Here is a 22,179-nt window from a genome sequence, read left to right as displayed (position 1 = left end):
ACCCTCGCCGCCGGCGCCGTCACTGCGGCGTCCGCCTGGCGCGCCGCCTTCAGCTGCGCCGCGCTTACCGCCGCGGCCCTTGCCCCCGCGGGCTGCGCCATCGCGGGCACCAAATCCGCGGCCACCGTTGCCGCCGCGTTCGCCATCGCCGCGCCCTTGACGGCGCGGCTTCATATCCACCATCTCAAAATCGATGGTGTGATCGTCCATGTTCACCTTCGCCACGCGAACCTTCACATCATCACCGATGCGGTATACCTTCGAGGTCCGCTCCCCGATCAGCGCCATATGGCCCTCATCGAAGTGATAATAATCGTCGGTCATCGCGCTGAGACGAATCAAGCCTTCAACCGTGTTCTCGAGCTCGATAAACATGCCGAAGCTGGTCACGCTGCTGATAATGCCTTCGAACTCTTCGCCGACCTTATCCAGCATGAACTCGGCTTTCTTGAGCGCTTCCGTATCCCGCTCCGCATCCACAGCCACGCGCTCACGCTCGGAGGATTGCTTAGCGATATCAGCCATCCGGCCCGCCAGATGCTCATGACGCTTCTCATCGAGTGCGCCGCCGCTCTCCAGCACTTCCCGGATGACCCGATGAATGACCAGATCGGGATAACGCCGAATAGGAGACGTAAAGTGGGAGTAATATTCCGCAGCAAGACCGAAGTGGCCCGTGCTCTCCGCATCATATTTCGCCTGCTTCATCGAACGGAGCATCATCGTACTGAGCACCGTTTGTTCCTTCGTGCCTTGAATGGCTTCCAGCATGTTTTGCAGGGCGCGCGGATGGATTGAGTTCCCCCGTCCCTTCACCTGATGCCCGAAATTGGCAGCGAACGCCATAAAGTTCTGCAGCTTCTCCTGATCCGGATCCTCATGGATCCGGTAGATGAACGGTACTTTGAGCCAGTGGAAATGCTCGGCCACGGTTTCGTTGGCCGCCAGCATGAATTCCTCAATGATCTGCTCCGCGATGGAACGTTCTCTTTTGACGATATCCACGGCTTTGCCGTTCTCGTCCACAATGACCTTGGATTCCACAAAATCAAAATCCACCGCGCCCCGGCGCATCCGGCGATTCCGCAGCTTCAGCGCCAGCTCGCGCATCAAGCGGAAATCCTCCACGAGGTCGCTGTAGCGCTCGATCAGCTCCGGATCCTCATCAACGAGGATTTTGCGTACATTGTTATACGTCATCCGTTCTTTCGTACGAATAACACTAGTGAAGATATCGTGCTTCACGACTTTCATCTGCTCGTTGAATTCCATTTCACAGGACATCGTCAGACGATCCACCTGCGGATTCAAGCTGCATATGCCGTTGGACAGACGATGCGGCAGCATCGGAATGACCCGATCCACCAAATACACGCTGCAGCCGCGATCGTAAGCTTCCTTATCCAGCTCGGAGCGCTCGCGTACGTAATAGCTGACATCGGCAATGTGAACGCCCAGACGGTAGTTCCCATTCGGCAGACGTTCCACATTCACCGCATCATCGAGATCCTTGGCATCTTCGCCGTCAATCGTCACGATGTTCAGACCGCGCAAATCGCGACGGCCCTGCTGTACGATTTCTTCTTCCGTAATGGCATCGGGCGCTGCATCCGCCTCGGCCAGCACTTCCTCCGGAAAACCTTCCGGCAGCTGATGCTTACGGATAATGGACAGAATGTCGACGCCCGGATCATCCTTGTGACCCAGAATCTCCACCACTTCGCCCTCGGCCGCAGCTCTTCCTTCCGGATAGCTGACCAGCTTCACCACGACTTTCACGCCATCAACGGCTCCGCCCATCGCATGCTTCGGAATAAAAATATCCCGGTTGATCCGCTTATCATCCGGCAGCACGAAGCCATAGGCTTCATGGTTCTGGAATACACCCACGACTTGGGTGACGGCGCGCGTCACGATACGGACCACTTCGCCTTCCATTTTGCCGCCATCGCTGCTTTTGGAACTGATCCGGATAAGCACGATATCTCCATTCATCGCACTCTTCAAGTCATTGGCATGAATGTACACATCCGGGTGCTCACGATCATCAGGAATCAAGAAGGCAAAACCCTTGGCATGTGCCTGCAGACGTCCGCGCAGCAAATTCATCCGTTCCGGCACGCCATAACGCTGGGTGCTGGTCAGAATGATTTTTCCGGATTGTTCAAGTTCATTCAGCAGCTTCAAGAATTCCCTGAATTCATGAGCATCCTTAGTGGCAAAATGCTGCTCCAATTCCTGGTACGTCATCGGTTTGTATGCAGTTTCCCGCATAAAATTCAGTAATATTTCTTCAGTTATCATCATTATCACCTCGGGGAACCTGCAATTTCATCGTTCCGCTATCCATTCTTTACCTTCATATACTCATACCCTAGTATACACGAATTTAATCTCCGGTATCCTTCCGAACACCGTCTTAACCTATGTATTCCAAAATTCAGGCAAATAAAAAACCCCCGCTCTTCCAAGAGTGAAAAAGCGAGGGTAACGTTCATTGTTATTTCAACATAGCAACAACGATGGCCAAAATCATAAATCCTGCTGCAAGACCTACCGTTGTACGCTGCAGTACGAGATCCATACCGCGAGCCTTTGTTTTACCAAAAAGATGTTCCGCACCGCCGGAGATGGCACCGGCAAGACCTGCGCTTTTCCCTTTTTGGAGAAGAACGACAGTAATCAACCCGATGGAGAAAATAACAAGCAACACTTCAAAAAATACAACCATGACTTCCACCTCCTACGTATGTAAACATCTGAATTTATTATCTTAAGAGACATTCTAGATTCTACATGAAAAACAGCATTCTCATTGTACCACAGCTTTATCGACCTGACAAGGAGTACGGGGGAATCACTTCATAACTCCAACCACGAACATGCCATCTCTGCTTCTTTACTTTAATCCCATAAAGAAGACCCCGTACCAGGTGGATCTGGAGCTTTGTTAACCTTTTGGAACCGCCGTATGCGGACCCGCATGTACGGTGGTGTGAGAGGACGGGGGTTAGCGCCCCCTCCTGTCATAAGCTCAATTGACGGGAAGCTACTGACCAATAGTTACTCAAACTACTCACCTACAAAATTTCCAGCTCACCAAAAAAATAAATGGCCTGCCCCTCCAGCGTTGGCAGACCACCTGTTTCATAGCAGCCAAGGCTGCTTTATTTCACTCGGAAGGACCCTGTGCTGATCGCCACAAGCTCGCCCTTCTCGTTCGTAATCCTGCATTCCGTCGTGACCGAACGGTGCGTCTGATGCACGATGCTTGCCGTTACGGTGAGGATACCTGCTCTGGCTGGCATGACAAAATGCACATTCAAATTGCTCGTCACCGTTGATTCGCCAGGGCGCTCCAGCATGACGGCAATGCCCATGGCGTTATCCATCAATGAGGAGAGTACGCCGCCATGCACGATGCCCGCCATATTCATATGATGAGGCTGGGCATCCAGCGTCACAACAACCGCCTCCGAGCTGGCAGACGCAAGCTTGCAGCCGAGATATCCCCAGAAGGTGGGCTCCGCCGCTTGGGTCATGGCTTCAATGTACGCCTCCCGGTCTAATTCCGGCTGTCCGGCCTTCGTCTCCGGATTGGCATTGGTATGATTCATCAGGCCGCCTCCTTTTTTCTTCTGACGTCGTTAGTACTGTATCCATTCCAGCGGGATAACATGAATCGCTTATCGTGCCTACTCTGCTATTCTGCGCATCAGCCCGTTCTGCCTTCCTCTTCCTCCTCCAGCAGCTTGCGGCGCAGCACCTTGCCTACCATTGTCTTCGGCAGCGAATCGCGGAACACGTACTCACGCGGCACTTTATAGGCAGCCAGCTGACTGCGGCAAAACTTCTCGAGGCCCGAAGGGTCCGGAGACGCGCCATCCTTCAGCACAATATAAGCTCTCACGGTTTCGCCGCGATAATCGTCCTTCGTTCCGACCACGACGGCTTCCTTCACGGATGGATGCTCATACAGCACTTCCTCGATCTCCCGAGGGTATATATTGAAACCGCTTGCAATGATCATGTCTTTCTTACGGTCGATGATCGTAAAATACCCCTCTTCGTCCATCGTTGCCATATCGCCCGTGAACAGCCAGCCGTTGCGCAGCGTGTCGAACGTGTCCTCCGGCCGGTTCCAGTACCCCATCATCACCTGCGGTCCTTTCACGATCAGCTCGCCAGGCTCGCCGACCGGCATTTCTTCCCCCGTATCGGGATCGACCACCTTGGCATCCGTATCCGGGACAGGTAAGCCGATGGTTCCGATTTTGCGCCTTCCCCAGATCGGATTCACATGGGTAACCGGGGACGCTTCGGTCAGGCCGTAGCCTTCGATCAGCCGCCCTTTGGTCAGCTCCTCGAACTTATCCTGTACCTCGACCGGAAGCCCGGCAGAGCCGCTGACGCAAGCATTGATCGAAGACAGATCATATTCCTTGATCCGTGGATGATTAATCAGTGCGATATACATGGTCGGCGCGCCCGGGAAGAGCGTCGGCTTCATTTTTTTGATCAGGTTCAGAATCATCGTCACTTCGAACTTCGGTACCAATATCAGCATGCCGGCACGGTAGATCGCCTGGTTAAGCAGTACGGTCAACCCGAATACGTGAAAACAGGGGAGAACCGCCAAATACCGCTCCTTCCCATCCTCCACCTGAAAGCACCAGTTCGCAGACTGCACAGTATTGGCGATCAAATTCATATGCGTCAGCATGACGCCTTTGGGAACACCGGTCGTGCCGCCGGTATACTGGAGCAGGGCCAAGTCCAGCTCCGCCTTCACGGTTTCACAGATCGGGTCATTCGGCGCACTGGCAAGCAGCTTTTTAAAGGCATGAACGCGGCTTCCATAGTTGACGACCGGAAGGGGACCCTCCTTCTTGGCTTTGATCGGGTAGAGGAGATTCTTGGGGAATGGCAGATAATCCGCCACAGATGTGACGATCATATGCTCCAGTTCCGTCTCCTCGATGACTTTTTCAACGCGGGACACAAACATATCCATCGTGATGATGATCTTAGCTCCGGAATCCTTCATCTGATGTGCAATTTCCCGCTCCATATAGAGCGGGTTGGTCATGACGGCCACAGCTCCTGCGAGCAGCACGCCATAATACGAAATCACTACCTGTGGGCAGTTGGGCAGCATAATCGCTACCCGGTCGCCCTTCTTAATCCCTTTGCTGCGGAGCGCGTTCGCCATACGATAGGACGACTCCAGCAGACTCCTATAGTTGATCGTTTTGCCCATGAAATACATGGCCGGCCGATTCGGAAATTTCTGTGCCGACGTCACGAGAAATGATGCCAAATTCTGTTTCGGATAATCAAAAGCGGGGGCTACTTCGGGCGGATAAAACGGCAGCCAAGGCTTTGTATCCATACAAAACCAACCCTTTCCTAAGGAATGCTCCTTCTTTCCTACTCCAAGAAAAATCTCTCTCTTTTCAGGCTACATTCACATCTCTTTCGGTGCCGGATGCTACACGGTGTACCGTTCGTTCTTGACGACACGGGCGGCTATGCTGCGCTTGAGGGCCACCGTATCGACCGGCGTGCAACGCGTCAGTTTCTTGAGCACCGACAGCTGCATGCGCAGCATATCACCGGTTTCCACCGAGGCCAGCGTCTCTTTTGCGAGTGCTTCAATGCGCTGGAACGCCTCGTATGCAAACACCTGCGTCATCTCGATCATGCTGGCTGCCTTTTCCTCCGAGGTGCGTTCGATTTGCTTGCGGGTACGCAGCAGCGCACTCTCGAGGGCATAAATATCAATCATCATATCCGCCAGATTAGACAAGGCCTCCTGCTCTTTCTCCAGCTTCGTGCCGAACTTCTGTACCGCCAAACCGCCTGCGAGGAGGAAAATCTTCTTGCTCATGTCCAGGAAGTGCGATTCCTGCTCCAGTGTGCCTTCAAAGGTTTGACCAGGTACCAGCTGCAGCAGCTCACCCTGGAGACCTTGGGCTTTTTGCAGGAGTGCGATTTCACCTTTCATGGCCTTCTTCACGAGCGTGCCCGGAATCAGGAGCCGGTTGATCTCGTTTGTGCCTTCAAAGATGCGGTTGATGCGGGAGTCCCGATAGATGCGTTCCACTTTGTACTCTTGGATATACCCATAGCCCCCGTGAATCTGCACCGCTTCGTCTGCTACGTTATCCAGTCCTTCCGAACAGAACACCTTGTTGATCGAGCATTCAATGGCATAGTCGGAGATCGCGGCAGCCGAGTGGATTCCGGCATCCTCGTTGTTGTAATCGATGTCCTGCATCGCTTCCTCCAGCAGACCTGCCGTACGGTACACCATACTTTCCATCACGAAGGTGGTGATGTTCATCTCGGCCAGCTTCTTGCGCATGAGCGGGAACTGCGAGATAGGCGTATCGAACTGTTTACGGGTGTTAGCATATTTCGCGCTCAGCTCGATTGATTCCTTTGCTGCACCGACGGTGCCGGCTGCCAATTTATACCTTCCGATGTTGAGGATGTTAAAGGCAATCCGGTGGCCTTTGCCGATCTCGCCGAGCAAGTTCTCCTTCGGCACCTTCACATCTTCGAAAAAGAGCGGACGCGTCGACGAGCCCTTGATGCCCATCTTCTTCTCCTCCGGTCCAAGCGTGAAGCCCTCCATCTCCTTCTCGACAATGAACGCGGTGAAGTGCTCTCCGTCAATCTTGGCGTAGACGATAAAGATATCCGCAAATCCGGCGTTAGTTATATATAGCTTCGATCCGTTCAAAATATAATAGTCTCCGTCGTCGGACAGGCGTGCCGTCGTTTTGGCACCCAGCGCATCCGAGCCGGAGGTTGGCTCCGTCAAGCAATAAGCCGCGATTTTCGCGCCAGTCGACAGATCCGGCAGGTACTTCTGTTTCTGCTCGGTCGTGCCGAAGAACACGATCGGCAGTGTACCGATCCCGACATGAGCACCGAAGGAAAGCGCGAAGGACGATCCCTTCGCCAAGTTTTCGTTAATAATCGTGGAGCTGACTTTATCCAAACCGATCCCGCCGAACGGCTCCGGCACATCGGCCCCGAGCAGGCCCAGCTCGCCTGCTTTGCGAAGCAGATCTACCGTCATCTCGTAATTGAGCTTCTCCAGCTCTTCATCGTGCGGCACGATTTCCCCATCGATAAAATCACGCACCGTCTCGCCGATCATGCGGTGCTCTTCCGTGAAATCCTCAGGTGTCAGGATGCGCTGCATATCGGGATTATCGATGACAAAGCTGCCGCCTTTGATCTTCGGTTCTTTGGTTTGGTTATCGCTCATAATTGGTTTCCCCTTTCGGAATGTGGAATAAGGTGGAGTGCAAGGACTGCCTTGGTATTGCGGGCTGGGCATAGAGGTGTAACTCGTGGCTCATTAGTGGCGCTCCGCGTGCGGATTGTACTTCCGATCGCTGTTGAGTTTGGATTTCAATGAATGGCGCTATAAGTAGAAGAAATCCAAACTCAAAGGCGACCCCTTCGTTTCTCCAGTACAATTCCGCCCTCTCCGCTGGGTTGGCGCAAACTTGTTAATCCCCTAAGTTCAAACGCCTGCGACCGGCTATCCTTGCACTCGCCTGTGGTTGGAGTGAGTGATGCGGTGTCCGGTACGGGTACGGAACGGACACCGCACTAAGACTACATCTCAGTGTGAATTGGCTAGTCATGCATCTTTAGAAGATCATTGAACTTAGATATGAAAACCTAGATCTGGTTCATTGAATACATTCAGAAGCATTGTTGAACTAAAATTCCCTAGCACCTTGCTCGGGAGCTACTAGTTCCTTGAGGACTGATAGCGCGAATCGAACCACGCTGAGCAGCTGCAAGGACTAATGCGGGAATCCCTCCCCAAGCCCCTTTGGGGTATGGAAGGAAATTTCTTCTTGCCACAACCTACTCCTTACGCACCTGCGGCGTGCACCTCGAACACCCCCGCGGCGCCCATACCGCCGCCGATACACATGCTCACGACGCCGTAGCCGCCGCCGCGGCGGGCGAGCTCGGAGACGAGGCTGACGGTCAGCTTGGCACCGGTGCAGCCGAGCGGATGGCCGAGCGCAATGGCGCCGCCATTGACGTTGACTTTGCTTTCGTCGATACCCAAAGCGCGAATGATGTGGAGGCATTGCGAAGCGAACGCTTCGTTAATCTCGAACACATCCACTTGATCCAGCTCGATCCCCGCCATGCGCAGCGCCTTCGGGATCGCTTCGACTGGGCCGACGCCCATAATTTCCGGCTCTACGCCTGCCAGGGCAAACGACTTGAAGGTAGCCAGCGGGGTAAGGCCGAGCTGCTCCGCTTTCTCGCGGCTCATAACGGCAACCGCCGCCGCGCCGTCACTCGTCTGCGACGCGTTACCGGCGGTAACTGAGCCGCCGAGGGCAAAGGCCGGCTTCAGTTTGCCCAGCACATCCGGAGTCGTGTCCGGCCGAACCCCTTCATCCGTATCGAAGGCGAAGGTTTTGCTGCGCACCTTGCCCTGCTCGTCGGCCGCAGCCAGCGTTACGTTCACCGGTACGATCTCGTCCCGGAACTTGCCTTCGGAGATAGCGGCGGCAGCTTTGCGGTGACTGCTGGCCGCAAAGGCATCCTGCGCTTCACGGGTGATGCCGAAGCGGCGGGCCACCTCTTCCGCGGTATGCCCCATGCCGATATACACCTCTGACATCTCTTCGACAATCGTCGGATGCGGCGCCGGCTTGAAGCCGGTCATCGGCACATGGCTCATGCTCTCGACGCCGCCAGCGACGATCACCTCGGCATGACCGAGCATAATGCGCTCCGCCGCGAAAGCAATCGCCTGAAGTCCCGAGGAACAGAAACGATTGACGGTCAGCGCGGGTACCGTCACGGGATATCCCGCATACAGCGAGATAATCCGCGCGACATTCAGGCCTTGCTCGCCTTCCGGCATCGCGCAGCCGAGGATGATGTCCTCGACGTCCTCTTTTTTCAGGCCCGGCGCACGCTCAATGACGGCTTCCAGTACGGCTTTGCCGAGATCCTCCACGCGCGTCTGGGCAAAACTGCCCTTCTTCGCCTTCCCCACCGGAGTACGGGCAAGGGATACTATGACTGCTTCTCTCATGCCATTCACCTCATCAACTTGAAATGGTTGGATCCAATACCGATATGATTGCGGGCCGCTAATCGGCCGTGAAATGAATTCGTAACGGTGGAACTGATTAAAGAGTCTCCATCATTAAACTTCGCCAGCATGGATAACCTGCCACCATGTGCTGTATGCAGCGTCGATTTGGCGAATCGCACGTTGCGAAAGATGGTGTATCTCTTAGCTGAAGCAGCTCTCTTAAAGCCCTAATTCCGCAGCGGCTTGCCTTTCGCCAGCATATGCTGCATGCGCTGCTGGGTTTTGACCTCGCCGAGCAGGCTGAGGAAGGCTTCGCGCTCCAGGTCGAGCAGATGCTGCTCGCTCACCACGGTTCCCGCAGGAACATCGCCGCCTGTCAGGATGTGCGCCAGCTTCTTCGCGATCAACAGATCGTGATCGCTGATATAACCGCTGCGCTTCATGTCGATGGCGCCCATCTGGAGCACGGCCCGGCCGTCACGGCCAACAACGCGGGCTTTGCCCGGCTGCGGCGGAACATAGCCTGCCCGGTCCATCTCTAATACCGCCTGCTTCGCTTCATAAATCCGGTAGTCCTGGTTCATGACCACCGAATCCCCGCTGCGCCCATAACCCATGCGGATCGCTTCATGTCCGCTGGTTGACGCCTTGGCCATCGCCACCATCTCGAAGATTTTGTTAATCTCCGGTTGGAGGTCGCTGTCCTTGTCGGGATGGCGGTTACTTGTCATGAGCGCCAGCTCCTTGCAGCCGCCGCCTGCCGGAATGAGGCCGACGCCCGTCTCCACCAGTCCGAAATAGGTCTCCGCCGAGAAGATGATCCGGTCGGCAGGCAGGCACGCTTCCACGCCGCCGCCAAGTGTCATCCGGTGAGGTGCAGCCACAACCGGCTTCTCCAGCGCTTTCAGCTTCATCATGCTGCCTTGGAACAGACGAATGATGTCATCCACCTCATCCCAGTCCCCGCTCTGCGCTTCCATCAGCATGAGCATCAGGTTGGCGCCGACGCAGAAGTTGCGGCCTTCGTTCGCCAGCACCAGCCCGCGGTAATTCGCCCGAACCTCTTCTACGCTCTGCTGGATCATGACCAGAATATCGGCACCGATCGCATTGTTCGGGGAAGTGAATTCAAGACACGCTACGCCATCCCCGATGTCGATCAGGTTCGCCCCCGTGTTTGAACGGATGATCCGGTTTTGCGATTTGAGTGCTTGCAGCGAGATCAGCTCAGGCTGAACCTCTACACCCTTATACTCACCTTTGAAATAATGGAACACCTCGCCGTCCTTCTGCTGATAGAAGGACTTGTTGCCGGCGGCAATCCAATCCTTCACCCAAGCCGGAACCGTCATGCCCTCTGCTTCCATACGCTGCACGGATTCAGGCAGTCCGATCAGATCCCACGTCTCGAATGGACCGAGCTCCCAGTTGAAGCCCCATTTCATTGCGTTGTCGATGTCCTGGATGGAATCGGCGATCTCTCCCATCTTATCGGCCGCATATACAAGCACTTGCTTCAATACATTCCAAGCCAGTTCCGAGTAACGGTCCTGCGTACCGAGGAATGCCTTGATCTTCCGCTTGGCTCCCTTCACCGCTTTGGCGGCTTCGATGGAAGCGGAGCTCACTTTGGCGCTCGGATTGTACTCCATCGTGGACAGGTTGAGCGATAAGATTTTGCTGCCTTGATCGCTCTTTACTTTTTTATAAAAGCCCTGGCCGCCCTTCTCACCGATCCAGCCGCGGGTGACGAGTTCATTCATGACATCGGGAACCGTGAACACATCCCTCTCGTTCCCGTCCGGCACGGAGTCGTACACATTTCTGGCCACATGGACAAACGTATCGATGCCAACCAAATCCAGCGTACGGAAGGTGGCGCTCTTCGGACGCCCCAGAACAGGACCGGTGGCTGCATCCACTTCCTCCACGGTATAGCTGTTCTTCACCATCTCTTGCAATGTGACAAGGAGCCCGTAGGTGCCGATCCGGTTCGAGATGAAGTTCGGCGTATCTTTCGCCAGCACTACCCCTTTACCAAGGCGCTTCGTGCAGAAATCAACCATAAACTTCGTAATGTCCGGATCGGTATCAAAGCCCGGGATAATCTCCAGCAGCTTCATATGACGCGGCGGATTGAAGAAATGGGTCCCCAGGAAGTGGCTGCGGAATTCCTCGCTGCAGTCCTCGACCATCGCATTAACGGAAATGCCGGAGGTATTCGTGCTGACGATCGCCCCTTCTTTACGCACGCTCTCAATCTGTTTGAAGATGCTTTTCTTGATTTCCAGACGCTCCGTGACCACCTCAATGATCCAGTCCACGTCCTTCAGCTGGCTCAGATGATCCTCGGTATTGCCCGGGGTGATCCGGCCCATAAAATCAGCGCTGTACAGCGGAGCCGTGCTGGATTTAGGGAGAGCGGCAATCGCTTTGGAGGCCAGCCTGTTTCGTACCTTCGGATGATCCAGCGACAATCCGGCTTTTTCCTCTTCCGTGGTTAAGGAACTCGGAACGATGTCGAGCAGCAGGCAGGGAATGCCTGCGTTGGCGAGATGGGCGGCGATTCCCGACCCCATGACGCCCGAGCCGATCACGGCGGCTTTGGTTACGTTTCGACTTGCGATACCGGAACCGCTGACGGATTCCTTGGTGATGGTATTACTCATTGCACAACGACCTCCTGTTCATGGATTTCGGATAGACCGAATACGGATAACTCCAGGATTTCTGCGATATCTCGCGTTTTTACGCTTTCTTCCACTTCCTTCAGCTTCGTGCCGTCCTCCAGCATCGTCAGACAGAACGGACAGGCTGAACTGATCATCGTCGGGGATACGGCAAGCGCCTGCTCGGTGCGTGCCAGATTCACGCGCTTGCCCGCGTCTTCCTCCATCCACATCTGCCCGCCGCCGGCCCCGCAGCACATCCCGTTCTCGCGATTCCGCTCCATCTCCAGGAGCTCAACGCCAGGAATGGCGCGAAGCACGCTGCGCGGCTGATCGTACACATCGTTATACCGTCCCAGGTAGCAGGAGTCATGATAAGTAATTTTCTCCTGAACCTGATATTTAGGCTGAAGACGCCCTTCCTTCACCAGCTGGTCCAGCAACTCCGTATGATGAATGACCTCGGCTTCAAGCCCAAACTCCGGGTACTCGTTCTTCAAAATATTGAAGGTATGCGGACAAGCTGTAACGATTCGTTTCACATCGTATTTCTGGAATGTCTCGATGTTCTCCGTGCACAGCTGCTGGAACAGAAATTCATTGCCCATGCGGCGCGGCGTATCGCCCGAATTCTTCTCCTCGTTGCCGAGAATGGCGAAGTTGACACCCGCTTCATTCATAAGCCGGACAAAAGCCTTGGTGATCTTGCGGCTGCGATTGTCGTAAGAGCCCATGGAGCCGACAAAGAACAGCACGTCGAAATCCGGGTTTTCCTTCACGGTCGGAATCTTCAGATCCAACGTCCCTTCCGGGTCGACCTCCTTCACCCACTTGCTCCGGTCCGCGCGGCTGATTCCCCAAGGGTTGCCTTGTCGCTCGATGTTTTGCATCGCGCGCTGGCCTTCCTGCGGCACGCTGCCCTCCATTAGAACGAGATGACGCCGAAGATCCACGATTTTGTCAACATGCTCATTCGCGACCGGGCACTGATCCTCGCAGTTGCGACAGGTCGTGCACGCCCAAATCTCTTCTTCCGTCATGACGCCGCCGATCAATTGAATGTCCTTCGGGTCTACGCCCTCGACCTGATGCCAAGAGCGCTTCTGCACGTCCATCGTCGGACCGATATCGGTAACGCCCTCGCCCTTCCAGCCAACAAGCGCCAGATCCGTCGCAGCCATTGTATGGACGCCGGGCGATCCAAACACCGAGGCTGGCATCCACGCTGATTTGGAGGTGAGCGCGGCACCTTTTTCCGTGAGATGATCCCTAAGCTTCACAATCATGTGCATCGGCGACAGCAGCTTGCCTGTATTCGATGCCGGGCATACGTTGGTGCACCTTCCACACTCGACGCAGGCATAGAAATCGAGCATCTGCTTCTGAGTGAAGTCCTCGATTTTGCCTACCCCGAATTCCTCCGCCTCTTCATCCTCCAGATCCAGCTTGCTGAGCTTGCCCGGGGGATCGGTTCGGCGGACCAGAATGTTGATCGGCGCTGTAATGAGGTGAAAATGCTTCGATTGCGGCACATAGATGAGGAAAGACAACAGAATCAACAGGTGCAGCCACCAGAACAGGTAATAGCAAACCGTCACCGCCACCGGCGGCATCCAGGCAAACACGGCCGCAATGCTGGATGAGATCGGGGCCATTGCCGACCACGCCAGTCCTTCCATGAGCCGTTCAAAAGCCATCGTCAGCAGCACCGAAGCCATCAGCGTGGTGATGAAAAACACGACAATGCTTGGCTTCCAGCCCCGCTTGAGCCGTTTCAGCTTCTCGCCATAGCGGCGATAGGCCGCATAACCGATAGCGAGCAGGATCAGCGCAACCGTAATCTCCTGCATAAGGATAAAGCCGGCGTGCCCCGGGATCGGCAGGCTGTGGCCGGACAATCCCTTCCAGATGATGTCGAGCGCACCGAACTGTAAAATGATAAATCCGTAAAAAACGATAAAGTGCATGATGCCGCTCTTGCGGTCCTTAAAGAGCTTGCTCTGTCCGAATACCTGGATAGCGAATTGACTCAGGCGTTCCTTCAGGTCCTTCTTCAGATTCGCTGGCTTGCCCAAACGGATATACAGGTACCGGCGATACACTACGGTGGCGAACATGTACACCGCCCAACCGGTGATCAAGACAAAGAGCAGTGCGTTGATTAAGGTTAGAATCATCTCTCTCAGCCCCTTGCGTTAAAAAATCCTTCTTTCTTCTGGTAGTCTGGTGCAGCGTCCCATTTTTCCGAAGCTCCTGTCACTCCTTCCTAACTCTCGTCATATGTCCATGTCGGGACAATATATGAAGCGCTTTCATTAGAGGAACAAAAATAGACCTCCACATCGTGCCATGCCGACCCCTCTAAACCGAACTTCATCGTTTCTGGCTGCATCTCTTCATCCGTACAATGTTCTCATCTGTACTTGCCTGCGGATACCCAGTGACTTGTTTCTTCCGGTTGAACTGCCGTCAATTGCTCTGATATGAACGCCTTATTCTGCTGCTCTGATCCATCTGCTTCATCCATTTCGCGCTTCTTCGTAACCCATCGTTGACAACGACATGAACGTATTTTATGATGGATACAAGAAATGAATGAATATTCATTCATAATTTTAACTGTATTCTAACACCGGGGTGAGCATATGACAAGTAAAAAAAATGAAAAATATTACCTTATTCTCCAAGGCGCCCTAAAAGTATTCGCCGAAAACGGCTACCACCGGTCCCAGGTATCCAAGATCGCCAAGGCCGCCGGCGTGGCTGACGGCACCATCTATTTATACTTTAAGAGGAAGGAGGATATCCTGATCCGCCTGTTTCAGGAAAAGCTTGGCGAGCTGGTCGGCAAATTCCACGAAAGCGTGGAAGGAACCACAGACGCGGTGGAAGCACTGCGGACGGTTTGCAGCATCCATTTCTCGGAGCTGGAGAGCAATCCTGAGCTTGCTTATGTCACGCAGATTGAGCTGCGGCAGAGCGATTTGGAGCTGCGCAAGGAAATCGGCAGCGCATTGAAGCCATATATTGTGCTGATCGAGAATATCCTGGAACAGGGCATCAAAGAACAGAAATTCCGTTCCGATCTGAACGTCAAACTGGTGCGCAACCTGATTTTTGGCGCGATGGATGAAGCGGTAACCTCTTGGCTGATCTCCGGCCGCAAGTATTCTCTGTCCGATCAGGCGGATGAGACGCTTAGCTTTTTCCTGAACGGTGTTTCCAGCGGACAATAAGTCCCGCTGATATTCATATTGAAGGGAGCGTTTAACCGATGAAGATTGTGGTATTGCTTAAACAGACCTTTGACACGGAGGAAAAAATTACGATTGAGAACGGATCGATTGCCGAGGATGGGGTGAAATTCGTAATCAATCCGTATGACGAATATGCGGTGGAAGAAGCCGTGAAGCTTCGGGATGACCACGGCGGCAGCGTGACACTCCTGTCCGTCGGACCGGATCGTACGGCAGAGGCCTTGCGGACTGCGCTGGCCATGGGTGCTGATGATGCCGTGCTGATCGCAGACGAGCGGATTCCCGACGATGAATATGCGGTATCGAAGGTGCTGCACGCATATTTGTCCAAGGAAAGCCCGGATCTGATCCTTGGCGGCAACTTCTCCGTGGACCGCGGTTCGGGTCAGGTGGCCATTCGCCTGGCGAGCCTTCTCGGTATTTCGCATACCGGCTCCATTACCAAGCTTACGCTGAACGGTACCACGGCTGAAGTGCATCGGGATGCCGAAGGCGATCTTGAAGTGCTGGAGGTTCAGCTCCCAGCGATCTTCACGGCACAGCAGGGATTGAACGAACCCCGCTATCCATCGCTGCCTGGCATCATGAAGGCCAAGAAGAAGCCTTTTCAAACGCTGACCCTGGATGATCTCGGGTTATCGGAAGCCGATATCCAGCCGGCAACAAAGCAAAGCGAGCTGTCCTTGCCGCCGGAGCGAAGTGCCGGACGTATTCTGAAGGGCGAGCCTGCCGAAGTGGCACATGAGCTGGTATCCTTGCTCCGCACCCAGTCGAAAGTGATCTAATGAACGGGTGAACGGGTGTACCCTTTGACACCCGCTATTGAATGCGGTTACACGGAACCGACAGAGGGCCATGTCATCATTCCTTATGTATTCTGATTGTATGGTTTACGGGATGTCCGTCATGCACGCTTTTCGCTTGATACGTTTCGCGAATCCGGAGCAGCAGCGGTCGGAGGAAATCTCCTGAACTCGCTTAGGTTGCTCAGGCTGGTTAAGTCGTCAAACTCTCTTCACTTCAATCTCAAATGGATCCTAGGAGGTTATGATATGAGCAAAACGATATTAGTGTATGCCGAGAACCGGGATGGAAAGCTGCGCCAGGTTGCCCTCGAGACGCTTGGTGCAGCTCGTTTGATTGCTGGTGACGGTGACAGCATCCGCATTCTGGTCGCAGGCTCGAATATTACCGAGGCCGTATCGGCCCTGAACGCCTACGGTGCCGACACGATCTATACGGTTGAGCATGATGATCTGGAGAGCTATAATCCCGAAGCTTATATATCGGCCATTGAAGCGGTGATCGGTCAAACGCAGCCTGATGCCGTCCTCTTCGGACATACGGCCATCGGCCGCGATTTAGCACCGCTTGTCGCCGCTTCCCTGAATGCCGGGCAAATTTCCGACGTAACCGCGATCGAGACTGAAGGTGGAGAAGCAGTGTTCACGCGTCCGCTCTATGCGGGTAAAGCTTTTGAGAAGCGCGTCTTCCAGAACGGACCGTGGGTGGTTACGGTGCGTCCGAACAATATTCCCGCCGCGGAAGCCATCGAAGGCATGAGCGCCAGTATTGAGGATATCGCTTATCCGGCTCCCTCCCTTCGTTCCGTAGTAAAGGACGTCGTTCGCAAAACCACGGGAAAAATCGACCTCTCGGAAGCCAAAATCGTCATTTCCGGCGGTCGCGGCGTGAGGAGTGCGGAAGGCTTCCAGCCGCTGGAGGAGCTCGCGGACCTGCTCGGCGGGGCCGTCGGCGCATCGCGCGGAGCCTGTGATGCCGGCTACTGCGATTACGCGCTCCAGATCGGGCAGACCGGCAAAGTGGTCACGCCCGAGATCTATATTGCCTGCGGCATTAGCGGCGCCATCCAGCATCTGGCCGGCATGAGCCAATCGCGGGTCATTATTGCGATTAACAAAGACCCTGAGGCACCGATCTTCAAGGTAGCCGATTACGGCATCGTTGGCGATCTGTTCGATATCGTCCCGCTGCTGACGGAGGAATTCCGCAAGGTCCTGGTATCGTAAGACTTCTAATGGTTTATCCCACGATATATGTCAAAAAAGGCTGCTCCAAAAGGTCCAAGGGACCTGGGGCAGCCTTTTACTTCGTAAGTTTTGCCGTAATAATGCCCCTTCGACTATGAATCATTCCTGGGGGGCAGCCTCGTCAATGGGATGCAAAACAGGGTCTAGCGTATCACCTTTAAGAACCAAACCGCTTCAGCAGCTTCTGCTGATGGGCAGTAAATGCTTCTTCCAGCGAAATGCCATAAAGATCCGCCAACAGTGAAATGTTGCCGAGCACGTCGCCGATCTCCTCCACCAAATCCTGCTTGAGCTGTTCCTTGGATTGAACCTCCTCGTCGGGGCGGTCCCTGCCGATCTCATAAGCGCGGACGGCACGCGCCGTTTCCCCTGTCTCCTCCATCAAAAACCCAACGCGAATAAAGGGGCCGTACTGGGTCCAGCCTCGCTCCCCATAAAACTGTTTAATCCATTGCTGCGCTTCATTCATATCCATGCTTGTGCTACCTCCGCGATTCCCTGGGATCACTTAACCTTTACTTTTTACATAATTCAAGATCAAACTCATGATAATGCTAACATGTATGCCATAATATAAGTAGGTGCCATCTGATGAGCATTAACAGTATAGCCCATCGATGCCATGACATAAATCACTATATATAGTATAATTGCTCAAATGAAATATCAACATCTTGTCAAGGAGTGTGCGAATTGAAATCTATATGTGTATTTGCAGGATCGAACATGGGGGAACACCCAGACTATCAAGCGAAGGCTGCCGAGCTCGGCAGACACATTGCTCACAACCAATATAAGCTTGTATACGGCGGCTCCAATATCGGATTGATGGGTGAAGTGGCTAACGCCGTTCTGCAGCATGGCGGTGAAGTTATCGGTGTGATGCCGAGCGGACTGTTTAAAGGCGAGATTGTACATACCGAGCTGACCCAGCTCATTGAAGTAGCGGATATGCATGAGCGCAAAGCGACGATGGCGAAGCTGTCCGACGGGTTTATCGCCATGCCTGGCGGTTTTGGAACCTTTGAGGAATTGTTCGAGGTATTGTGCTGGTCGCAAATTGGAATTCATCAGAAACCGATTGGGCTGCTCAATGTCCGGGAGTATTATGAACCGTTCATGAAGCTGATTCAGTACAGTATCACGGAAGGTTTCTCCAATGCCTCCCACTTAAACCTGATCAACATCTCCGATGACCCGCTCAAGCTGCTCGAGCTCATGGATAGCTACACGCCTCCGACGCTGGATTTGAAGTGGAAAGACTTGGACTAAGGGGCGTTTACGGAGATTAGCGATCATTCCCCCACATTCAGGGGAAGCCTTGTACTCACAAGTAGGTTGATGCGTATTTATGACCTTCTCCACCGATCGACCGTATCCCGTAACGAAAGGCACCGGACCCCCGGTGCCTTTTTTGTTTTTGCAATATTGACGAGTATTACACAAACCCGCCGTTCACGCGGATCGTTTGACCTGTGATCCATTTCGATTCTTCGCCGGCCAGAAAAAGGACGGCCCCTGCGACATCGTCCGGTTCCCCCAGACGTCCGAAAGCATTCGTGCTTGCGATTCCCGCGATCTGTTCCTCCGATTTGCCAACCGTGAAGAGCTCCGTATTAATCGGTCCGGGCGCCACAGCGTTAATTCTAATTCCTTTGGGTCCGAATTCTTTAGCCAACTGACGCGTAAACTGCTCTACAGCGCCCTTCGTGCCAGCATATACGCTGTACGCCGGGAACATTTGCCCAACTACAGACGTCGAGAAATTGATAATGCGGCCGCCCGAGTTCATATGGTGAAAGGCCTGCTGGATCGCGAAATAAGTCCCCTTCACGTTGATCGCAAAATGCTTATCGAAATCTTCCTCCGTCATGGCCGCAATCGGCTTGGTTGTCATGATGCCGGCGTTGTTCACAAGAATATCGATTCCGCCATAAGTCTCGATCGTTTCACTAAACAGTCGTTCAATAGCTGCTACCTGACTTATATCGGCTTGAATGGCCCGGGCTTCGCTGCCGCCTTGCTTAATGGCGCTCACTACTTCCTCAGCTTTAGCCGGGCTGCTCGCATAGTTTATAACCACCTTAGCCCCGTTTTCCGCAAGCCTCTCCGCAATTTCACGCCCGATGCCTCTTGATGCTCCCGTTACGATAGCAACCTTGCCCGATAAACTCTTTGTCATGATACAACCTCCCGCATAGGAATTAGGTGCACGAATATCTCATCAGATGGATCCTCTGATCTGTACGTCTTTTTTGTAATTTGATTATATGTCTCCACATAACAAATTACAAGTGACAATTTTATATTTCTGTCATTTGTAATTGAATGAGAACAAAAAAGACGCTATCCCATGCGAGTATCGCCAAGAGAATAGCATCTTTTTAACGTAGGTGGTGATCTTACCGCGCTAGCTCCCGCGGTGCTTTTGCGGTATCGCATACTGCGGCCGCGAGCACTGCTTAGTTCCTGCTTACTATTATTCTCGCCTGTTTACTGTTTTGTGATTCCAGATAACAATAGCGCCCACACCGAGTCAAAATCGGCTTCAATCTCCTTCGAGGTCCACTGAGAGGCATGCGCCGGATGGTGAAACAGGGACGTTGCCATGAAAAAAGCTTTTGCCACCGACTCCGACTGGCCCGGCTTAAATTCGCCGGTAAACATCCCTTGATCAATGATCTGGGCAATCTGTCCGATTAACAGCTTCACATGCATATCAATCACCTTGACGGCGTCCAGCGTCACGGTTGTATACATGGCAAACATCTCGGGATCCTCAAGGACATAAACCCGTTTGGCCCGGATGAGGGTATCCGTCCATAACCGCAAGCGATCAGCGGCGCTGCCTTCCGTTCCGTCTGCAATCTTTTGTAACGGATCCGCAATTCGCTGCAGCCATCGTTCCGTTACGGCTTCTCTCAGAGCGGCCTTGCTGGGAAAATGCCGGTATAGAGATCCATGGCTCACTTGAAGCGCCTTGGCAACATCGACAACCGAGGTCTTGTCAGGGCCATAGCGCCGAAGCGTCTGCTCGGCAGCGTCCAATATGGCTTCTTTCGTTAATGGTTGATCATGTGACATAGGTTCAATGAGCATAGAGACCTTGGATTTTCCGCCCAACTGCCCATCTTTACGCCCCCTCTCTGTTGAACACATTATAACAAACCATCATTCAATATCAATATTGAGCTTTTGTTATTTGTTATAACTGGAATCCCCACCTCATCCCCTTGATCACACCCCCTCATGGATTGTTATAATAGCTTCATTGATCCGGATTTAACCTATAATAACATGAAGAAAGCGAGTGCTGTCCATGGCTAAGCTGGACTATCTGTTATCCATACTATGGCTGCTTCGATCCCATAAAAAAATGACAGCCGAGCAATTGGCGGAGAGACTTGAGTTAAGTGTCCGAACGGTCTACCGATATATCGACACGCTCGGTATGAGCGGAGTCCCCATCATATCCGAATCGGGGCATGGCGGGGGGTTCAGGCTGCCCGACTCTTTTTTAAGCGTGCCGCTGTTCTTCGAACTAACCGAGCTTAAAGCCATGGAACATAGTGTGCTTCTTGCCCGGCAAGCGGACTATCCGTTTACGGATGCTCTTGAAAAAGCACGAACTAAAATTGAACACCGTCTTCAGGAATCCCAATTGGAAGACTTGAGGCGTCATGTCGGCAGCATCCATATCCCCTCGCCATCACAGAGTGCCTTGCTTCACCCCATGTTGCGCGAGTTAGAGCAAGCCATTGCCAGTCGGGAAACCCTGGTCCTTCAATATGCGAAGTCCTTCAGCGGCTCCGCGGAGGAGCGCCACATTGATCCCTATGGGCTGATCTACCGGCTCGGCAAATGGTATTTGATTGCCTATTGCCATCAACGGGAGGCCCTCCGTGTATTCCGAGTAGACCGGATGAACAGCCTGTCCTTAACAGGCCGCACGTTTGAAATGCCGGAGCATTTCTCGGTACATGACTACATGAGCCGTATTCATGAGTATCAGGATCAGAATACGAAGGAGAACGAAACGACGTTGGTAACCGTTCGCCTTCAAGGGCTCACCGAGGTCCTGGACGCGATATGCAACCAGTGGTTCCTGCAGCCTTATCTTGTCACAAGAAGAACTGACGACGAGGCCGAATTCCGGATGCATCCGGATTGGATGCTGCAATACATGCCTTATCTGCTGCTTTCTTATGGCAGAGGAATTAATGTACTTGAGCCTCAGCAGCTGCGAACCATTCTCTCCGAGACAGCCCGAGACCTGGCCGCATATTACGAGGGATGATCCTTCGATAACTTCAGATAACTTCACTGACTCCTATGCAGTCAGTGAAGTTGGTTTATGATAGCCGTAAATCATGACCAAAAAGGAGAGATTTACGTATGACGCTTCCTAAACTCGATCTAGCCAAAAGCGATAAAACCTATTACACAGCCGGGAACACCCCTGAGCTTGTGCAGTTCGACCCCTTGCTCTATCTGTCATTCGAAGGTCAAGGTGCGCCCGAAAGCTCTCTTTTCGAGGATGCTACCGAGGCGCTTTATACCGTTGCCTATGGCGTTAAGGGACATTGCAAGGCGGAAATTCAGGATTTTACCGTTCCTAAACTTGAAGGACAATGGTGGGTTAACTCGGATCGGTACGGTTTGGAGGTTCCGAAAGAGGAATGGCATTGGAAGCTGCTCATTCGGATGCCGGCGTTCGTCACCCCGGAGATCGTAAGTTCCGCGCGGGACAAAGCCTTCTCCAAGAAAAATCATCTGGAACCCATTCAACAAGTGGTGTTGGAAACGATCCATGAGGGACTATGCGTCCAAATCATGCATATCGGCCCCTACAGCACGGAGCCTGATACGTTGGCGAAAATGTATGCCTACATGGAACAGCATCATTACGTACAGGACGGGCTGCATCATGAGATTTATTTGTCCGATCCACGAAAAGCCGCCGCCGCCTCCATGAAAACCATTCTCCGTGCTCCTGTAAGACAGGAGAATTTGAACTAATAGAGAATTAGAGCGCACGTCCACTCTGCAAAAACCATCCCAACCAAAAGAGGGAGCTTAGCTGATTGCCGGCTCCCTCCCTTATT

General features: G+C 53.4%; 17 protein-coding genes. 6 read left to right on the top strand and 11 right to left on the bottom strand.

The window, feature by feature from the left end:
- From rnr to ACOZB4_RS31130, 8 genes are all read right to left on the bottom strand, one after another.
- Positions 1-2,304 (bottom strand): ribonuclease R (rnr, locus tag ACOZB4_RS31165; RefSeq protein WP_422759724.1); only part of this gene is annotated, 2,304 nt, incomplete at its 3' end.
- A gap of 196 nt (positions 2,305-2,500) precedes the next feature.
- On the bottom strand, positions 2,501-2,731 hold the full coding sequence (secG, locus tag ACOZB4_RS31160) for a preprotein translocase subunit SecG (RefSeq protein ID WP_009593367.1): 231 nt from the start codon (positions 2,729-2,731) through the stop codon (positions 2,501-2,503).
- Positions 2,732-3,167: 436 nt separating this feature from the next.
- Positions 3,168-3,617, bottom strand: a complete 450-nt coding sequence (locus tag ACOZB4_RS31155) for a PaaI family thioesterase (RefSeq protein WP_215162742.1) — start codon at positions 3,615-3,617, stop codon at positions 3,168-3,170.
- 98 nt (positions 3,618-3,715) lie between these two features.
- Positions 3,716-5,392, bottom strand: coding sequence for a long-chain-fatty-acid--CoA ligase (locus ACOZB4_RS31150; RefSeq protein WP_379413978.1), 1,677 nt, complete (start codon positions 5,390-5,392; stop codon positions 3,716-3,718).
- Positions 5,393-5,491: 99 nt separating this feature from the next.
- Positions 5,492-7,282 carry an acyl-CoA dehydrogenase family protein gene (locus ACOZB4_RS31145; RefSeq protein ID WP_379413981.1) on the bottom strand — a complete coding sequence of 597 codons (1,791 nt, stop codon included), beginning with the start codon at positions 7,280-7,282 and terminating at the stop codon, positions 5,492-5,494.
- Positions 7,283-7,903: 621 nt separating this feature from the next.
- Positions 7,904-9,094, bottom strand: coding sequence for an acetyl-CoA C-acyltransferase (locus tag ACOZB4_RS31140; RefSeq protein WP_422759723.1), 1,191 nt, complete (start codon positions 9,092-9,094; stop codon positions 7,904-7,906).
- 230 nt (positions 9,095-9,324) lie between these two features.
- Positions 9,325-11,766 (bottom strand): 3-hydroxyacyl-CoA dehydrogenase/enoyl-CoA hydratase family protein, encoded by a 2,442-nt coding sequence (locus ACOZB4_RS31135; RefSeq protein ID WP_379413988.1) that lies wholly within the window; start codon positions 11,764-11,766, stop codon positions 9,325-9,327.
- Complete coding sequence (locus ACOZB4_RS31130; RefSeq protein WP_379413990.1) at positions 11,763-13,943, bottom strand: (Fe-S)-binding protein; 2,181 nt, start codon at positions 13,941-13,943, stop codon at positions 11,763-11,765. Before ACOZB4_RS31130 ends, ACOZB4_RS31135 begins: the two co-directional genes overlap by 4 nt.
- Positions 13,944-14,411: 468 nt before the next feature.
- On the opposite strand from ACOZB4_RS31130, the gene ACOZB4_RS31125 reads away from it, so the two are divergent.
- From ACOZB4_RS31125 to ACOZB4_RS31115, 3 genes are all read left to right on the top strand, one after another.
- Positions 14,412-15,002 carry a TetR/AcrR family transcriptional regulator gene (locus tag ACOZB4_RS31125; RefSeq protein ID WP_379413992.1) on the top strand — a complete coding sequence of 197 codons (591 nt, stop codon included), beginning with the start codon at positions 14,412-14,414 and terminating at the stop codon, positions 15,000-15,002.
- 38 nt (positions 15,003-15,040) lie between these two features.
- Entirely contained in the window at positions 15,041-15,808 is a 768-nt protein-coding gene (locus tag ACOZB4_RS31120; protein ID WP_098741417.1) for an electron transfer flavoprotein subunit beta/FixA family protein, read from the top strand.
- A 267-nt stretch (positions 15,809-16,075) separates the two neighbouring features.
- The gene (locus ACOZB4_RS31115; RefSeq protein WP_379413995.1) at positions 16,076-17,053 is read left to right on the top strand and encodes an electron transfer flavoprotein subunit alpha/FixB family protein; all 978 of its coding nucleotides are present in this window, start codon (positions 16,076-16,078) and stop codon (positions 17,051-17,053) included.
- A gap of 178 nt (positions 17,054-17,231) precedes the next feature.
- On the opposite strand, the gene ACOZB4_RS31110 is transcribed toward ACOZB4_RS31115, so the two are convergent.
- Positions 17,232-17,549: a MazG nucleotide pyrophosphohydrolase domain-containing protein gene (locus ACOZB4_RS31110; protein ID WP_098741415.1), complete on the bottom strand. Its 318-nt coding sequence runs from the start codon at positions 17,547-17,549 to the stop codon at positions 17,232-17,234.
- 218 nt (positions 17,550-17,767) lie between these two features.
- Here ACOZB4_RS31110 and ACOZB4_RS31105 point away from each other — a divergent pair, with 218 nt between their 5' ends.
- Positions 17,768-18,346: a TIGR00730 family Rossman fold protein gene (locus tag ACOZB4_RS31105; protein WP_379413999.1), complete on the top strand. Its 579-nt coding sequence runs from the start codon at positions 17,768-17,770 to the stop codon at positions 18,344-18,346.
- Between the two features lie 166 nt (positions 18,347-18,512).
- Here ACOZB4_RS31105 and ACOZB4_RS31100 read toward each other — a convergent pair whose 3' ends face one another.
- Together ACOZB4_RS31100 and ACOZB4_RS31095 are read right to left on the bottom strand one after the other, a co-directional pair.
- Positions 18,513-19,256 carry an SDR family oxidoreductase gene (locus ACOZB4_RS31100; RefSeq protein WP_379414002.1) on the bottom strand — a complete coding sequence of 248 codons (744 nt, stop codon included), beginning with the start codon at positions 19,254-19,256 and terminating at the stop codon, positions 18,513-18,515.
- Between the two features lie 311 nt (positions 19,257-19,567).
- Positions 19,568-20,158 (bottom strand): TetR family transcriptional regulator, encoded by a 591-nt coding sequence (locus tag ACOZB4_RS31095; RefSeq protein WP_379414004.1) that lies wholly within the window; start codon positions 20,156-20,158, stop codon positions 19,568-19,570.
- A gap of 235 nt (positions 20,159-20,393) precedes the next feature.
- On the opposite strand from ACOZB4_RS31095, the gene ACOZB4_RS31090 reads away from it, so the two are divergent.
- Complete coding sequence (locus ACOZB4_RS31090) at positions 20,394-21,371, top strand: helix-turn-helix transcriptional regulator (RefSeq protein WP_379414006.1); 978 nt, start codon at positions 20,394-20,396, stop codon at positions 21,369-21,371.
- A 98-nt stretch (positions 21,372-21,469) separates the two neighbouring features.
- Positions 21,470-22,093: a GyrI-like domain-containing protein gene (locus tag ACOZB4_RS31085; protein WP_379414010.1), complete on the top strand. Its 624-nt coding sequence runs from the start codon at positions 21,470-21,472 to the stop codon at positions 22,091-22,093.
- Positions 22,094-22,179 lie beyond the last annotated feature (86 nt).

The sequence above is a fragment of the Paenibacillus sp. NPDC058898 genome, assembly GCF_049316025.1.
Taxonomy (GTDB): Bacteria; Bacillota; Bacilli; order Paenibacillales; family Paenibacillaceae; genus Paenibacillus_AQ.
This window is presented reverse-complemented; position numbering and strand designations above follow the sequence as displayed.

Bases quoted from the DNA above. Each gene is read 5' to 3' on its own strand.
- secG (WP_009593367.1), bottom strand. From the start codon at position 2,731: ATGGTTGTATTTTTTGAAGTGTTGCTTGTTATTTTCTCCATCGGGTTG.
- ACOZB4_RS31155 (WP_215162742.1), bottom strand. From the start codon at position 3,617: ATGAATCATACCAATGCCAATCCGGAGACGAAGGCCGGACAGCCGGAA.
- ACOZB4_RS31150 (WP_379413978.1), bottom strand. From the start codon at position 5,392: ATGGATACAAAGCCTTGGCTGCCGTTTTATCCGCCCGAAGTAGCCCCC.
- ACOZB4_RS31145 (WP_379413981.1), bottom strand. From the start codon at position 7,282: ATGAGCGATAACCAAACCAAAGAACCGAAGATCAAAGGCGGCAGCTTT.
- ACOZB4_RS31140 (WP_422759723.1), bottom strand. From the start codon at position 9,094: ATGAGAGAAGCAGTCATAGTATCCCTTGCCCGTACTCCGGTGGGGAAG.
- ACOZB4_RS31135 (WP_379413988.1), bottom strand. From the start codon at position 11,766: ATGAGTAATACCATCACCAAGGAATCCGTCAGCGGTTCCGGTATCGCA.
- ACOZB4_RS31130 (WP_379413990.1), bottom strand. From the start codon at position 13,943: ATGATTCTAACCTTAATCAACGCACTGCTCTTTGTCTTGATCACCGGT.
- ACOZB4_RS31125 (WP_379413992.1), top strand. From the start codon at position 14,412: ATGACAAGTAAAAAAAATGAAAAATATTACCTTATTCTCCAAGGCGCC.
- ACOZB4_RS31120 (WP_098741417.1), top strand. From the start codon at position 15,041: ATGAAGATTGTGGTATTGCTTAAACAGACCTTTGACACGGAGGAAAAA.
- ACOZB4_RS31115 (WP_379413995.1), top strand. From the start codon at position 16,076: ATGAGCAAAACGATATTAGTGTATGCCGAGAACCGGGATGGAAAGCTG.
- ACOZB4_RS31110 (WP_098741415.1), bottom strand. From the start codon at position 17,549: ATGGATATGAATGAAGCGCAGCAATGGATTAAACAGTTTTATGGGGAG.
- ACOZB4_RS31100 (WP_379414002.1), bottom strand. From the start codon at position 19,256: ATGACAAAGAGTTTATCGGGCAAGGTTGCTATCGTAACGGGAGCATCA.
- ACOZB4_RS31095 (WP_379414004.1), bottom strand. From the start codon at position 20,158: ATGTCACATGATCAACCATTAACGAAAGAAGCCATATTGGACGCTGCC.
- ACOZB4_RS31090 (WP_379414006.1), top strand. From the start codon at position 20,394: ATGGCTAAGCTGGACTATCTGTTATCCATACTATGGCTGCTTCGATCC.
- ACOZB4_RS31085 (WP_379414010.1), top strand. From the start codon at position 21,470: ATGACGCTTCCTAAACTCGATCTAGCCAAAAGCGATAAAACCTATTAC.